This is a genomic window from Paenibacillus residui, assembly GCF_042677205.1.
Lineage (GTDB): Bacteria > Bacillota > Bacilli > Paenibacillales > NBRC-103111 > Paenibacillus_L > Paenibacillus_L residui.
Window position 1 is genome coordinate 32,658 of sequence record NZ_JBHTIU010000108.1, and the last position, 14,703, is coordinate 47,360.

Genomic DNA, 14,703 nt, shown 5'->3' on the forward strand with positions numbered 1-14,703 from the left:
TGATGCAGTGAAGAGGCCCGGGAGATTATGCTACAATTCTATTAAACTTAATTTTCATACAAGGAAGGTAAGTAGAATGGCTATTTTGAAGAACGATTGGGCACCGCTGCTTGAGGATGAATTTGCCAAGCCTTATTATCTCCGTTTAAGAGAGTTTCTCGTTCAGGAGTATAAAACTTATACCGTATATCCGGATATGCACCATATATATTCGGCCTTGCATTCAACGCCATATGAGAATACGAAGGTGGTCATTATCGGCCAGGATCCGTATCACGGTCCCGGTCAGGCTCACGGCTTAAGCTTCTCGGTCTTGCCGGGCATCCAGCCTCCCCCATCTCTGCAAAATATCTATAAAGAGCTTCGCGACGATCTGGGCTGCAAAATTCCGAATAATGGCTATTTGCAAAGCTGGGCGGAGCAGGGGGTACTCATGCTGAATTCGGTGCTGACGGTCAGAAGGGGGATGGCAAATTCCCATCAAGGGCAGGGATGGGAAGCGTTCACGGATCGGGTGATCGAGCTGCTTAACGAACGGGAGAAGCCGCTTGTCTTCTTGTTATGGGGGAAATATGCCCAGGAGAAAGCGGCGCAGATTACATCGGACAAGCACTGCATCATCAAGTCCCCGCATCCGAGCCCGTTCTCGGCGAATCGGGGATTTTTCGGCAGCAGGCCGTTCTCCAGAGCCAACCGCTTCCTGCGGGAGAACGGGATCGCCGAGATAGATTGGCAGATCCCGGATCTGTAAGCTGCTTCAGATGGACCTCGGAGATTGCAAGGACGGACTCTGTTATTTATCCGGGATAATAATCTACCTCGAGTAATATTAGTGCGATTAAAGATTCTCGAAGGAAAAGCTCAACTGAACCGGCTGTTCTTCCGCCTCCTGCGGGTCTAGGCGGAGCTCCGTCTTGTGAATATGGGAATTGTCTTTAGGCCCCGAATGGGAAGTCTGCAGATGGTGCCGGGCAAGCTGCTCTTTGATGAAATACATTTTCTCCTCGCGGTATTCGGACGGGATATAGCCCGAATGCCGGTAGAGACGGGCATAGCGGGCGAGCAGCTCCGGATAGGTCTGTTCCAGGGTGGCGAAGAACCAAACCTTCACTTCGGCTGTGCTCAACCGCAGATAGGACGGTATGACATAACAAGGATTGTACGAAGGAACGGTATCGACGAATTCCTGCAGCTCTTCCGGGGTATCCGTCAAATAGGGAAGGATCGGCGCCATGAAAATTCCGGCCTCTATTCCGGCTTCCCTCAACTGCTTGACGGTTTCCAGTCTTTTGACCGGGGACGGGGTGGAGGGCTCCAACTGTCTCCATAGCTTCCGGTTCAATGTATTGACGCTCAGGTTAACCGATACATGAGGCAGCTTCTTCAGCAAGTCAAGGTCTCTCAGGATAAGCGGGGACCGGGTCGTTATACTGGCCGGTACCCCATATTCAATCAGGACCTCCAGGCATTGCCGAGTCAGACGGGCCCGGCTCTCGATAGGCTGATAAGGATCGGTCGCGGTGCCTATGGCGATGCTCCCCAGTGCTTCCAAACCTTTCTTCGAACGGGCGGCGGCTGCAAGCTGCCGCTTCAATGCTTCCGCCGCATTCTCCTTCAAATAGATATGCTTCTGAAACGTATCGTCCGCCTTCTCTCCCAGGTAGGAATGAGTGCTGCGGGCATAGCAGAAGCTGCATCCATGCTGACATCCTCTGTACGGATTTAGAGACCAGTCAAAAGGCATGGAGGGCGCCTTGACCGAATTGAGCATGGTCTTGGCTGTTATGGGCTCGTACTGAATTGGGCCGGACAATCTTCTCCCGTTGCCAAGAACTTATAAAAGTCTATAAATCCTTGTTTGCTTCCTGTTTCGCCGTGTCCGCTTTTGCCGGAACTACTCGCGTTTGGTATGACACTCCACAGGCGTAAATTCGGATGCAACGAATCCTACATATTGGCGATGACAAGATACGTGTCAGACCGCCAATTTAGATAGGTTGATCGCCGCGTTCAAGTCGCGGTCGATCACATGTCCGCAAGTACATTCATAGGTACGATCAGACAGTTTCAGGTCCGGCTTGATCTGACTACAACATGAGCACATTTTCGATGAAGGGAACCATTTGGCGGCTTGAACAAATTTCGCGCCGATCTTCTCGCACTTGTATTTCATCTGCCGGATGAACTCGTGCAGCTTCTGTCCGGCAATCGCCTTGCTCAAGTGGCGGTTCTTCATCATTCCGCTCACATTTAAGTCTTCCATCACTACAGCGCTTGGCTTGGTTTTCGCTATCGCGCTCGTCGTTTGGTGAATGTGATTGGTGCGGATATTCGCTAGTCTCCGATGAAGCAAACGAATCGAATTTTCGACTTTTACAATGTTGCGTGTCTTGACGAAACGGTTTCCCTCCTTGTTCATCCCGTATTTGCGGGAAACCTTGCGCTGCAACCGACGCAAGCGTTTCTCCACCTTTCTTACGGCGGCAGACTTGTTGATGTTCTTGAACACCATTCCGTTACTGCATACCGCCAATTCCTTAATGCCCACGTCAATACCGATCACCTCGTCCGTCAGTTCGGACTTCTCTTGCTCGTGCCTGATACCAATAGACACATACCAATACTTGCCGTCAAAGGATACTCGCGGATTGCTATATGCTCCTGATTGAGGAATCGGTTCATTGGTTTGTATCCAGCCGATCTTTTCCAGATAGACCGTGTTTCCATCTGCTTTAAATCGGTCATATCTGCTATAAAATGCTGGTTTTGAATGTTTTCTGCTTTTGAACTTCGGTTTCCCGGATTGTCCTTTGAACATCTTCTTGTAGGCATCACATGCGTCTTTGACGGCTTGTTTCGTTGTCTGGGCGGATATATCGTTCAGCCACGCATATTCTTCCGTCTGCTTCAGCTTCGTCAATTCTTTTCGCAGCTCGCCATCAGGAATAAACTTGCCGCCATTCCGATAGTTTTCTTCCTGACGAGCCAGCGTCCAATTGTATACCCACCTAGCCGCCCCGGCCGAACGCCATAACGCTTGTTCCTGATCAGGAGTCGGTTTGATTCTGACTTTTTTCGCAAGAATCATCTTCCATCAACTCCTTGGGCATCTTTCTCGCTTTGTTCGCTCGTTTCCCTTGCAATCGACAACTAAATTCGGTGGCGCTGTATCCGCTGGCGCTGACATGATGGGGTTTTAGCTTTCCTTTTTTAAAATATAAGAAAGTATAAGTTTTCATCTATACCTGTTCTTATATTTCATCGGTAAACGCGCCCGTCCTAAGGACGGCGATAGCCGTTTATCCTTGTCCCATATCCTCAAAGTTTGCTGCGTAACGCCAATCAACTTCGAAAAGTCGCCAATTCCGTACAGCTTTATTACATCACCTCTATATCATTTGGTATAGAGTATACTAAAGGTTTATAGATATTGAGTAGCGTATGTTCCCTCCTCCAGCCGTTAACGGCAATCTATAATAACGTGATGCGTACATAATGGGAACGTACATTCCCCTTTCATGAAATTGTAGCATAGTTTTGTGCGAAACGGCAATGAAATAAAACCGGTAAACAATGCCAGCAGGCCGGTTAAACTGCCGAGATGATACTCAATACATAATAAACGAGGGGAAGGGTACCCAGAGACAGTAATGCGGTCAGGCAGACGGTCATCGAAGCGAAACGCTCGTCTCTGCCGTATTGCCGGGCATAGAGGGATATGGTCGGAGCGGAGGGCATGGCTGACAACAGGACAGCGGCTGCCAGCACTTCGGCCCGAATCGGCAGCACAACAGCGGGAATGAGAAGGAGGGGGACAATCAGCAAGCGGGCTGTGGCGGCGATAAGCAGGTCCTTGTTCCCGAAATACTCACGCATCTCTTTCAGAGACATGTTCGCGACCATACTGCCGACCAGCAGCATGGACAGGGGAGTTGTCGAGGAGCCTATCGTCCAAAGCATATCGTGGATGATTCCCGGGAGGTTAAACGGAAGCAGGAAAATAAGAACCCCTGCGGCTGTGGAAACAATTCCGGGATTCAGCAGAAATTGTTTTCGGTTTGATTGGGGAGGCCGTCCGGCCACCAGATAGATGGCGTAGGTCCAGATTAGCAGAAGGTAGGGAATATTAAAAACGGCGGCATAGATTACTCCATTATCGGGCAGAACAGTCAGGCAAACAGCCAGCCCCAGGAAGCCTTGATTTCCAAATATGACGGCCCCTTGAAAGACGCCGCTGCGTACAGGAAGCAATTTTCTCCAACGGGCTAATAGATAGGCCAGCCATGCCGCCGCTCCCAGGACTGAACAAGAAAGCAGCAGCAGCCAGCCAAAATCCCCGAATAGTTCTGCCGAATATGGCAAGTCCAAAGAAACGATGATCAGGGAAGGGAGGGTGATCTGAAGCAGCAGCCGGACCACTGCCAGATCGACAGAATCGTTGATGATTCCCTTCCGTTTGGCGGCATAGCCTACAGCCGCAATTAAGTAAAGCATGGCCAATGACTCCCAGAACCCGCTCATACTCCCGACCTCCCGATGCTCCAGCATATGTCGGGGGCGGCTGGCAGGTGTCTGGTGCAGCCGGTTTATTCATTCCGGTCGGTCGTTTCTTCCGCGGCTTCTTCCTCCTGCCCATCATTGTTGTCCATGTCTTCGGATTCGGGGGCTTCCTTAAGGAGAAGAGCTTTAAGCAGCCATTCCTGCTTCAACTCGGCCCCTCCCTGTAAGGCGGGGAGAGGGGAAGTCCACGGCTCGTCCCAATTGCTCGAGAAAGCTTTCAGAATATGGAGCAGAGCCGCTCCCCATTCGTCTATCTCGTTAATAATCGGGGCAACCCGAGGATAGTAGTGAAGATAGGTTTCCCTCATGATCGATTCCGCAGCGGCCACAATATTAGGGTTCATTTGAGCTTCAATCTTCTGCCTCTGCTCCTTGGTGAGCTCTCTCGTTTCCGCGGCTCCCCCCTCCTGGGTTTCGATAAGGCCGTGATTTTCACCCCACCATAGAATAACCCATTCGATCAGAGACTCATAAGGCTTGGGCAGGTTCAAGTCTAATTTGGGCTCCGGCTTCTGGAGATTAACGACGAAGGAATCGCCGAATTTGATCAATTTGACATTTCCGGTCGTACCGTGCCAATGAAGGGCGATCAAGGCCCGGGTCTTCGTTTTGTTAGAGGCTGCTTCACTGCGGCATACCCGTCTCAGCATCTTCTCGGCCCGCAAACCTGGAAAGTAGGTTAGCATACGGACGCCCAATTCCATAGACTTGGGCTGATTCATCAACGGTTCTATCAGGTCGTAAATCTCATCCGGTTTCTTCTCCATGATCCAGTCCAAATAAATTTTATGGTCCGCGATCTCGGCTACGGTAGGGGGCTTGGGCTGCTCTTCCTTCGTACCCTTGGATTCATTCTTGGCGATCATTTCCTCCAGGTCGGAGATCATATGCATAAGCATCTCGCGGTCCTTCTCTTCCGCCTTCTCGGAATAAAGCTGCAGCCATTCGGCCAGTGCATACGGATTATGCCTGTAGGCGCTGAGAGCGGAGCCAATCAGCTCCTTCACAAACGGCAGGTCCCGCTTGACGTATCGGGCCAACAAAACTTGCTGCTCGGCCGTTTCCTTCATAATTCCCAGTCCAAATATGAGACTCACCCATGATTGGTAATGTCCGGGATCAAGCAGTATCGTCCGGTAGAACAAATTAGATGCCGCACCCAGTGCACCGCGGCCTATATAGTCCACAGCCAGATTAAAATGAAAGCTGATCGGATTTTCTCCCATGATTAAATTCCCTCCATCAACGAATAAACTGTGCAAGTCTACTTTACCAGATGAACCTTAATAACAAAAGTAAAATAACCTCCCACCGTCGGAGACCGTCACCCAAATAACAGAAACGGATGCTCTTCGGATCTGCAAATCTCACACTCCGAACAGGGGCAAGAAGATATAAAAACAAGCGGCCGCTGCGACCTATCCGATGTCGTACAGGAGCCTTTGGCACACGTTACCCCAATTTTGGATCATGACAGTAACGGAATTTGCGAAAATTTTACAAAAATATGAATGGGCAATGTGTTTCGCTGCATATGATTTGGGGTAACTTCTTATTGGAAGTATAACTCCTATAAAGGCGGTGTTAAAAATGACGTGGTTATGGATACTGCTAATTGTGGCCATTATCGCTGTAGTCATTTGGAAATCGCGGACCGGATGGACAACGGTATTTGTTGGAACCGGTGCACAGATGGAGGATGCGGAGTACAAGTACAATTTGCTCAAGGAACAAGGAATACGCTGCAAACTGAGATCAACGGATCCGCAAGGAGCCGCAGTCGGGATGGCCGGACCGGCAGGGCCGTCAAGTCAGGGACAGTATAAAATATTAGTCCACCCGGACGATGTGGAGAAGGCAAGGGAGCTGCTGCAGCGCAAAGCCGGCGCCATTGTCTGATGTTTTCCACAGGAAACAAGTGTGCCCGCATTTCGTCCACTGGCCGGAATGCGGGCATCTCTATGAAATTCCCAGTTTTACTAATGAAAGCTAATTATTTAGGTAAAATGGTAGATTTATTTAAAAAAATAGTATAAAATAGCAAAAAAAGCAAGTTTTTAGAACAGGACATTGGCATGATCCGACAAACTCGGACATGTTCAAGAGCTTTTCGCTAGAAAAACATGGATTTCTCTATAGCTGATAGAAGGAAATAGTCATTCTGTGACGAAATATGTTAGGAAGGACATGCGGCAGTGACTAATCCTTTGCTATTGAGGTAATTAACTTATGCGAAAAGGTCTTTTACATGACACACTCAACCATCAAGAACGTCAAACGGTCAAGCTGTTTCTGTTCTTATTTTATTTAATCAATATTTCTTATGATGCTTCCTATTATTATCTTCTTCCTATGATTATTAAAGACCCGAAATTCGGATTTGAGAATTATTGGGTCGGATTTGGAGATTATTTCGTCCAGATTGTTCTTCTTGTGATCGCCATTTATCTGCTGCGGCGGAATGAACCGGAGAAGATCAAGTACATATTTTTTATTGCTTACATGTTAAGTGCAGTGATTGGCGAAATCATTATTTTCTCAGACTCTGAAGCAGAGTATACCAGCGGCAATGTCGTAGAGCTCTTTCTGGTCTTGTTCTCTCCAGTATTCATCAACAAGACCTTCTGTTGGGTTGTTTCGGTCGGCACGATTATGAAATATCTTGTCGTCGGGGTTATCCTTGGAAATCCTGAAGTTCTGCTTCCCATTCTGTTGGTTGTCTGTTTAACGGTCATTGCGTTCATTCTGCTCAACCGTTTCGAAGGGTACGTTCAAGCGATCAGGCAATCTTACAATAACCAGTTGGAAGAGATCGTCAAAGGAATTATAGCTGCACTGGAATTGAAGGATCCCTATACCCGAGGACATAGCGAACGGGTTGCCCAGTACGCCAACCTGTTTGCACGCAAGATGGAAATTTTCAGCGAGGAAGAGCTGAAGAGTTATTATTATGCTTGCTTGCTGCACGATGTCGGCAAGGTACATATACGCGATGATATCTTGATGAAGCCGTCCAATCTGACGAATGAGGAATACGAGATTATTAAGAAACATCCCATTGTTGGAGCAGAGGCTGTCAAGAATATAGAGGGCTTGCAGGAGAGTATTGACGTCATCCGGTATCATCACGAGAGATGGGATGGCAAGGGATACCCCGATCGTCTCAAAGGCGAAGAGATTCCGCTGCTGGCACGCATTGCTTCGATTGCGGACGCATTCGACGCGATGACAACCGATCGCTCATATCGGCCGGCCTTATCCTTGGATATGGCTTATCAGAGAATATTGCAAGGTAAAGGCTCTCAATTCGATCCGGGACTTATCGATATATTCGTTGAGGTTTATCCTTCGTGGGCGTCTCATTACTACGCCCAAACGAAGATGAACATAAAGTAAGCCTTCTTATGTATAGGCTTCCAATAGGAACCATTTCGAGGAGGTGAAGCAAAGTGAAAATCCGTAAGCTTTCCAGAATCAAGTTGACTTGTTGGTGGTGCGGTTGGAAAAGATAAGGGATCATTGTGAAAAAGGATGCTTCTGTTGCAGCGGCATCCTTTTTCTAATTCATAGAGGATAAGGTTTCAGGGGAAAGGAGCGGGAGCATGGAGCTGACTCCGGATAGCCGGATGAAACTACGGGCGATCACCATTCATGAAAAACGCAAAAATTATATCGTGGAGGAGCCGGAAAGCGGGGATTTCTACGAGATGCCCGTTGTCTGTGTAGAGGCTATACAACTATTGGGAGAAAATAGGGCGCTGGGAGACATAGAACAGCTGCTGCAGAGCAAATATCCTTCCGAGGAAGTGGATATGATCGCCTTTGCCAATCAGTTGCTGGAGCTCGGGCTGGTTCAAGAGGTGGATGGCCGGCAGATTGAATCAAGCCGCAGGATTGATGATACGGGTCAACGGTTAATGATTTCCGACAAGGTGGGGAAGCTTTTTTTTAACCCGTTCTCGCTTGCCCTATATGCTGTGCTGTTCGTTGCCGTTATCGCGATATTCGTGATTCGGCCCGATTTGTTCCCCCACTACAGAGATTTTTTCGTCAGTGATTGGATGCTGGTGAACTCCGTTGTATGGCTTGTCATGTCTTTACTGGTCGTGTTATTCCATGAACTTGGGCATTTTCTCGCGGTAAGGGCGGAAGGGCTGAGTTCCCGACTTGGAGTAGGGCATCGCTTGTTTCTCGTCGTCTTTGAAACCGACATGAATGCGGTTTGGAGGCTGCCTGCCCGCAGGAGATATGTCCCTTACTTGGGCGGGATATGCTTCGATACCGTGTTATTGTTTGCCGCTCTAATGGTTCGCCTGCTGTCGGGAGACAGCTTGCAATGGCTTTCTGCCGTCATGGGCACCGTGGCGTTCTACATTTTCATTACTATCGTATATCAGTGCCTGTTCTTCATGAAGACGGACTTGTATTATGTCATTGAGAATGCATTAGGCACCTATAATTTAATGGAGAACAGCCGCGCATGGCTAAGCCGTTACCTTCCTTTCCTGAAGGAGGACAAGTCGGTCGTTTACGGAGACGAGGAGAAGGTGGTGAAGGGCTATGCCTGCTTCTATGTTGCCGGATTAGCCGTTAGCCTTCTTCTGTTTGCCGTCTATTTTTTCCCGCAATTCATTTTTGCTTTTGCACTAAGCTTGCCCAAGTTGGGCGAACCGTTCACCAGCGCCGCATTTTGGGATGGAGTATTCTTCATGGCCGAGGCCGGCCTGATGGGCGGGCTGCTGCTCTTCTCCTGGATACGCAAGTACGCCCCTCTGCAGCGATCCGGTTAGAAACGGGTGAAATAGGGTATTACAAAGTATAGAAAAAATAAACAAATCATAATACCTTAGCAGAGGAGGATGAGCAATGGCCAGAAGGATCCAGGCGTATTTCAGAACAGAGGACGACGCGGAGAGTGCAAGAACGAAGCTGCAAACCTATTCCGTCTCCGAAATGGAAATCGGAGAGCTTCCGGAAGGGATGGAGAATAGTGCGCGATTGCTTGCCCCATTCGCACTAGGCGCAGGAACGACAGACGGCACGGTTATGGGGTCGGGAGCCGGAGTATCCGGTGCTGATCGAGGGATTGGCGCGGCCATCGTCTGGAAGGAATTGGGCCGGAATAACGAGATAGATTCAACTGCGGAAGCTAACGGCACAGATGAAAATTCCTTGAAAGGCTTCAAATATGTCCTCTCCTGTCAGGCGGCGGAGGAGGATTATGATGAGGTTATCGATGTGATTCGGCGAAATGAGGGCGCTGTAGAGATAATGGAGTAAGAGTGCCTATCTGCCGGAGTGAGTACGTATATCCGTAGAGCCATTGTCCGGCAGAGAAGAAGGAATGACGTCAGCGAAGAAGGCATCCGGGGATGCCTTCTTTTTGCGTATAAGTTTCACCTTATCGGTAAACGCGACTCTCCAAAGGCGGCGATAGCCGTTTATCCTTGGGGGGATTATTCGGCTGTTTCCATACGATGATCATCGGCAACTTTATTAAATAGTGTAAAGGCATAGATCGCTGCAATCCCTACAATCACGTAAATGATTCTGGATAAGACGCTATCCATGCCGCCGAAGATTCCCCCAACCAGGTCCCATTGGAAAAGTCCGAAAAGCAGCCAGTTCAACCCTCCGACGATCAGCAAAATTAAGGACAATATATTTAATGTTCTCATGGTCAGACCTCCAATTCATTGATATGTTCGGAAATAGTTAGATGGATCTATACTTATATTGGTAATGATTTTATTTTTTTATACACGAAAGGAAATTTAATGAATTTCGGTAAAAAACAGTTATACTCAAATATTCCGGCTTAATTAGCGGGCAGGTATGCTAGAATAATAAATCTCTCTGTAGGGAGCATTTCAATTTTGAAACGCAAATATAACTATAAGATCAAGAGGATGCCTGAATTCGATGTCCGAAGGCATAAGTTTATTGCGTGCTGAATAACTTCAAATTCTATTGGCGATAAAAACATCCTTTAAACGCGGTCGCTCATCCATGAAATACTCCAATAAGTTTTTCTCATACGCTAGATTAAAGGAACATATGTTTGTTATAATGAAATTCTAACAGACTTTTTTATGCAAAAAGGCCCGGAATCAGGGTTGTTTGGGACTCCGGGGAAATTCGCCTGTCTATTTATGATATGAGGTGAGGGAATGTCGTTCGTTATTAAATTGCAATGGTTTTTTAAGCAGCAATGGATGAAGTATGTGACGGCTATCTCTTTAATGGCTTTAATCAGCCTGGGAAGTATGATTCCGCCTAGACTGGTCGGCCAGCTGATTGACTCGATCCGTGTCTCGTCATTAACCCGCGAGGGGCTCGTCACCATGGTCGGCCTACTGCTGGGGCTGGCCGTTATTACCTATGTGGTCAATTATATTTGGATGACCACCTTGTTCGGCAATTCGATCCTGCTGGAGAAGACGATGCGCAGCCGATTGATGAGGCATTGGACACGAATGACCCCATCCTTCTTCCAGCGCAACCGGACGGGAGATTTGATGGCGCTGGCAACGAACGATGTCTTGGCCGTCAGCCAAACAGCGGGCTTCGGTGTCCTTACTCTGGTTAATACCGTTGTGGGAATAACGGTAGTCCTGGGAACGATGATCCTTTTTACCAGCTATAAGCTTATGCTGGCAGCACTTATTCCGATGCCGTTCCTGGCGTTTGCGATCAGTCGGCTGGGGAAGGCTATGAGGAAGCGGTTTCTTGCCTCGCAGGAAGCTTTCGGAAGGATGAACGATCAAGCGCTTGAATCGATTTCGGGTATGAGGGTTATCCGTTCCTATGTGCAGGAGACGCATGATGCCGCCTCCTTCCACCAGGTTACGACAGACGTTATGAACAAGAACCGCAAGGTCGCTTTCATTGGCGCCATGTTCCAGCCGGTCATTTCGACCATTGTCGGGATCAGCTATTCGATTGGGATCGGTTATGGCTCCTATCTTGTTTTTCACGGAGAGCTGTCACTGGGGCAGCTGGTGACGTTCAATATTTATTTGGGGCAGCTTGTCTGGCCGATGATTGCGTTCGGTGAGTTCATTAACATTCTTCAGCGCGGCAACGCTTCCGTAGACCGTCTGGAAGCCTCCCTCGGACAGAAAGCCGATGTCCGCGAACCGGATCAGCCGCTTGAAGTTGCGCAGCCTCTCGGTTTGGAGATTCGGGGTCTGACCTTTCGTTATCCGGACTCGAATGCCGACAGCCTGAAAGGGATATCCCTTCGGGTGGAACGGGGAGCGACGCTGGGTGTGGTAGGCCGTACAGGAAGCGGCAAGAGCACCTTGCTGAAGCAGCTGCTTCGCCTTTATCCCGTGGATCCGCATAAGGTATTCATCTCCGGGGTGCCCATAGAACAAATATCGATAGAGCGGATTCGCAGCTGGATCGGTTATGTGCCGCAAGAGCATATGCTGCTTTCCAAGACGATAGCGGAAAATATTGCGTTGGGCAAGACGGAGGCGACGGAGGAGGAAATTCGCAGAGCCGTTGAGATGGCCTCATTCGCGGGCGATGTGGAACAGATGAAGGACGGGCTCCAAACCATTGTAGGAGAGAACGGGGTTATGCTCTCAGGAGGACAGAAGCAGCGGTTGGCGATTGCCAGGGCTCTGCTTGTAAATCCGGAAATTCTGCTCTTGGATGATTCCTTGTCGGCTGTCGACGCCAGGACGGAAAGCGCTATTCTTAACAATCTGCGCAGGGAAAGAGCAGGCAAAACGACCTGGATCTCCACCCATCGCCTTTCGGCCGTTAGCCATGCCAATTGGATTATTGTTCTGGAGGAAGGGCGTATTGTGGAGGAAGGAACACATGAACAGCTCATGAATCTGGGGGGCTGGTATAGACAGCAGTACGACAAGCAGCAGTTGGAAGCCAGTTTGATGGGGGAAGGGAGAGAGGCAGATGGCGAATAAACCGAAGCCGGCTTTGGCCAGGCGGCTATTCCGGTATGCCCTTCTTTACAAGAAAACCATTCTGTTCGCTTTATTGATTCTGTTTGCGGCCACGGCGGCGCAATTAGCAGGGCCCTACATTGCCAAGGTTATAATCGACCAGCACATTCAGGGGATTGAGAAGCCTTGGTATGCGGCAGATCCCGCCACGGTTCCGGAAGGAGTCCAGGTTGTCCAATACCAGGATCGTTCCTTCGTGCGGAGCGATTGGCTTGAGAACGGGCAAGAAATTCCGCAGCAATGGGAGAAAGCCAGCATATCGGCCATAGGGGCTTCCTTCTATCTCATCGTCGGGGACATTCCGCCGGGTGCCGCGTGGAGTCCGGTATCCGATGATCGCGTCGAGGTGGTTAGCGACGGTCAGACACAGTCTTATCCCGCCGCGAAGCTAACGAAGGAGGAAATTATACAATTCTACAGCTACGACTTCAAACCGGTTCTATGGCTGATCGGTCTGTATGTTATCCTGCTGCTGGCTTCGAGCGGCTTTACCTTTATCCAGTCCTATCTGCTGCAATCGGCCGCTCTTGGCATTATCCAAAAAATGCGCACCGATGTCATGAATCATATCCAGCGGATTCCTATTCGTTATTTTGATAATACTCCTATCGGTGCCGTCGTATCTCGGATAGCCAACGACACGGAAGCGATTAAGGAATTGTTCATGAGCTTCATGGCAACGTTCGTTGTCAGCGGCGTCAATATGATTGGAATTATTGTGGCTCTCTTCATTCTGGATATGAAGCTCGCTCTGCTTACGCTGCTGCTTATCCCGGTCTTTGTCGTCATCATGGTTGTTCATCTGCGCTTCTCCAAGATTTACGTAACGATCATGCGGGCGCGGTTAAGCGATATGAACGCCAAGCTGAACGAATCGATTCATGTGATGCCGATCATTCAGGCCTTTCGCCGGGAGAAGAAGACCATTGAAGAGTTTGAGGTACTGAATGAGGACCGCTACGTCAATCAGAAGAAGCAGTTCCGGGTATTCTCTTTGTCGTCCAGAAATGCCGTCAGCCTGATCATCGGTTTGGTTACAGCCGGAGTGATCTGGAAGTTTGGAGGCGATTCGCTGCAGGCTGCCATTTCATTCGGGGTGCTGTACGCCTTCATCGATTACTTGAGCCGCTTCGCCCAGCCGATTATCGGTATCTTCGATCAATTGCTCAACGCCCAACGCGCCTTCGTCTCCGCCGAACGGGTATTTCACCTGATGGACCAGCCGGCCGAGAATGAAATTGTAGAAACGAGCGAAGAGACCGTCAAGAGGCCGGAAGGACATGTGGAGTTTGATCGCGTGTCCTTCGCATACACCGGAGAGGAATATGTGCTCAAAGAGATTTCGTTCGAAGCGAAGAAAGGCGAGACGGTCGCTCTAGTCGGACATACCGGCTCGGGTAAGAGCTCGATCATGAACCTTCTGCTCGGTTTCTACGAGGTGAATTCGGGGTCGATTCGGATTGACGGCCGGGAAATTAGCGAGTACTCGAAGCAGGAATTGCGTAAGCATATGGGAATTGTGCTGCAGGACCCGTTCTTGTTCACCGGCGATATTAAATTCAATGTGAGCTTATATGACTCTTCGATCGGGCCGGAGCAGGTGAAGCAGGCTCTAAAGGATGTCGGGGCGGCCCCCTTCATCGAGCAGCTTCCGCAAGCCTATGACACACCTGTTGTAGAGCGGGGAAGCACTTTGTCGGCCGGTCAGCGGCAGTTGATCTCGTTCGCGCGGGCTCTCGCTTATAATCCGGCTATCCTCATTTTGGATGAGGCCACCGCAAGCATTGACAGCGAAACGGAAGGGCTGATTCAGCAAGCGCTCAAGGTATTGAGCGAAGGAAGAACGACCTTCATCATCGCTCATCGGTTGTCTACGATCAAGGATGCCGATCAGATACTGGTCCTGCACCGCGGAGAAATAGTCGAACGCGGTACACACGACGAACTGATGAGTAAGCAGGGGCGCTATTACCGAATGTATCAGCTGCAAACCGGGGAGACGGGAACGGCCCGCTCCGGTTCACTTACTTCCGTTCAAGCACAGGGAATTTAACGGCTTTATGGAATTATGAAAGAGATCCTAATAGTCTTGCATAATAGATAATTTTTATGTTCGTCCAATTTAATCAAGCTCCTTTTACACGCGCCCGCAAGGGCGCGTGTTTTT

At 49.3% G+C, this 14,703-nt stretch carries 13 protein-coding genes and 1 pseudogene; 7 read left to right on the top strand and 7 right to left on the bottom strand.

Annotated elements, in window-relative coordinates; translation table 11 throughout:
- The first annotated feature begins 76 nt into the window (after positions 1-76).
- A complete protein-coding gene (locus ACFQ03_RS25170; RefSeq protein ID WP_379291785.1) occupies positions 77-751 on the top strand; it encodes a uracil-DNA glycosylase in 675 nt (224 codons plus the stop codon).
- Between the two features lie 87 nt (positions 752-838).
- On the opposite strand, the gene ACFQ03_RS25175 is transcribed toward ACFQ03_RS25170, so the two are convergent.
- The 6 genes and pseudogenes from ACFQ03_RS25175 to ACFQ03_RS25200 all read right to left on the bottom strand — a co-directional run bounded on the left by ACFQ03_RS25175 (position 839) and on the right by ACFQ03_RS25200 (position 5,786).
- Positions 839-1,813 (bottom strand): SPL family radical SAM protein, encoded by a 975-nt coding sequence (locus ACFQ03_RS25175; protein WP_260982077.1) that lies wholly within the window; start codon positions 1,811-1,813, stop codon positions 839-841.
- 162 nt (positions 1,814-1,975) lie between these two features.
- Positions 1,976-3,088 (bottom strand): RNA-guided endonuclease InsQ/TnpB family protein, encoded by a 1,113-nt coding sequence (locus ACFQ03_RS25180; protein ID WP_379291789.1) that lies wholly within the window; start codon positions 3,086-3,088, stop codon positions 1,976-1,978.
- Positions 3,048-3,161, bottom strand: a pseudogene (locus ACFQ03_RS25185) (IS607 family transposase); the annotation flags it as partial. The gene ACFQ03_RS25180 and the pseudogene ACFQ03_RS25185, both read right to left, overlap by 41 nt.
- 74 nt (positions 3,162-3,235) lie before the next feature.
- Positions 3,236-3,379, bottom strand: coding sequence for a MerR family transcriptional regulator (locus tag ACFQ03_RS25190; RefSeq protein WP_379291811.1), 144 nt, complete (start codon positions 3,377-3,379; stop codon positions 3,236-3,238).
- Between the two features lie 209 nt (positions 3,380-3,588).
- Positions 3,589-4,521: an AEC family transporter gene (locus ACFQ03_RS25195; RefSeq protein ID WP_186328484.1), complete on the bottom strand. Its 933-nt coding sequence runs from the start codon at positions 4,519-4,521 to the stop codon at positions 3,589-3,591.
- A 65-nt stretch (positions 4,522-4,586) separates the two neighbouring features.
- A complete protein-coding gene (locus tag ACFQ03_RS25200) occupies positions 4,587-5,786 on the bottom strand; it encodes a hypothetical protein (RefSeq protein WP_379291791.1) in 1,200 nt (399 codons plus the stop codon).
- A gap of 364 nt (positions 5,787-6,150) precedes the next feature.
- Here ACFQ03_RS25200 and ACFQ03_RS25205 point away from each other — a divergent pair, with 364 nt between their 5' ends.
- The 4 genes from ACFQ03_RS25205 (at position 6,151) to ACFQ03_RS25220 (ending at position 9,840) form a co-directional block, all read left to right on the top strand.
- Entirely contained in the window at positions 6,151-6,459 is a 309-nt protein-coding gene (locus ACFQ03_RS25205; protein ID WP_144940952.1) for a hypothetical protein, read from the top strand.
- A gap of 330 nt (positions 6,460-6,789) precedes the next feature.
- A complete protein-coding gene (locus tag ACFQ03_RS25210) occupies positions 6,790-7,956 on the top strand; it encodes an HD-GYP domain-containing protein (RefSeq protein ID WP_144940955.1) in 1,167 nt (388 codons plus the stop codon).
- A 206-nt stretch (positions 7,957-8,162) separates the two neighbouring features.
- Entirely contained in the window at positions 8,163-9,350 is a 1,188-nt protein-coding gene (locus ACFQ03_RS25215) for a hypothetical protein (RefSeq protein ID WP_144940958.1), read from the top strand.
- Positions 9,351-9,426: 76 nt separating this feature from the next.
- Complete coding sequence (locus ACFQ03_RS25220) at positions 9,427-9,840, top strand: hypothetical protein (protein WP_144940960.1); 414 nt, start codon at positions 9,427-9,429, stop codon at positions 9,838-9,840.
- A 176-nt stretch (positions 9,841-10,016) separates the two neighbouring features.
- On the opposite strand, the gene ACFQ03_RS25225 is transcribed toward ACFQ03_RS25220, so the two are convergent.
- Positions 10,017-10,238 (bottom strand): DUF378 domain-containing protein, encoded by a 222-nt coding sequence (locus tag ACFQ03_RS25225; RefSeq protein WP_379291795.1) that lies wholly within the window; start codon positions 10,236-10,238, stop codon positions 10,017-10,019.
- Between the two features lie 492 nt (positions 10,239-10,730).
- On the opposite strand from ACFQ03_RS25225, the gene ACFQ03_RS25230 reads away from it, so the two are divergent.
- Entirely contained in the window at positions 10,731-12,497 is a 1,767-nt protein-coding gene (locus ACFQ03_RS25230) for an ABC transporter ATP-binding protein (protein ID WP_379291797.1), read from the top strand.
- Positions 12,487-14,589 carry an ABC transporter ATP-binding protein gene (locus ACFQ03_RS25235; protein WP_379291799.1) on the top strand — a complete coding sequence of 701 codons (2,103 nt, stop codon included), beginning with the start codon at positions 12,487-12,489 and terminating at the stop codon, positions 14,587-14,589. The genes ACFQ03_RS25230 and ACFQ03_RS25235 overlap by 11 nt, the downstream gene beginning before the upstream one ends.
- The last annotated feature ends 114 nt before the right edge of the window (positions 14,590-14,703 follow it).

Coding starts and splice junctions, on each gene's coding strand:
- ACFQ03_RS25170 (WP_379291785.1), top strand. CDS start 77: ATGGCTATTTTGAAGAACGATTGGGCACCGCTGCTTGAGGATGAATTT.
- ACFQ03_RS25180 (WP_379291789.1), bottom strand. CDS start 3,088: ATGATTCTTGCGAAAAAAGTCAGAATCAAACCGACTCCTGATCAGGAA.
- ACFQ03_RS25195 (WP_186328484.1), bottom strand. CDS start 4,521: ATGAGCGGGTTCTGGGAGTCATTGGCCATGCTTTACTTAATTGCGGCT.
- ACFQ03_RS25200 (WP_379291791.1), bottom strand. CDS start 5,786: ATGGGAGAAAATCCGATCAGCTTTCATTTTAATCTGGCTGTGGACTAT.
- ACFQ03_RS25205 (WP_144940952.1), top strand. CDS start 6,151: ATGACGTGGTTATGGATACTGCTAATTGTGGCCATTATCGCTGTAGTC.
- ACFQ03_RS25210 (WP_144940955.1), top strand. CDS start 6,790: ATGCGAAAAGGTCTTTTACATGACACACTCAACCATCAAGAACGTCAA.
- ACFQ03_RS25215 (WP_144940958.1), top strand. CDS start 8,163: ATGGAGCTGACTCCGGATAGCCGGATGAAACTACGGGCGATCACCATT.
- ACFQ03_RS25220 (WP_144940960.1), top strand. CDS start 9,427: ATGGCCAGAAGGATCCAGGCGTATTTCAGAACAGAGGACGACGCGGAG.
- ACFQ03_RS25225 (WP_379291795.1), bottom strand. CDS start 10,238: ATGAGAACATTAAATATATTGTCCTTAATTTTGCTGATCGTCGGAGGG.
- ACFQ03_RS25230 (WP_379291797.1), top strand. CDS start 10,731: ATGTCGTTCGTTATTAAATTGCAATGGTTTTTTAAGCAGCAATGGATG.
- ACFQ03_RS25235 (WP_379291799.1), top strand. CDS start 12,487: ATGGCGAATAAACCGAAGCCGGCTTTGGCCAGGCGGCTATTCCGGTAT.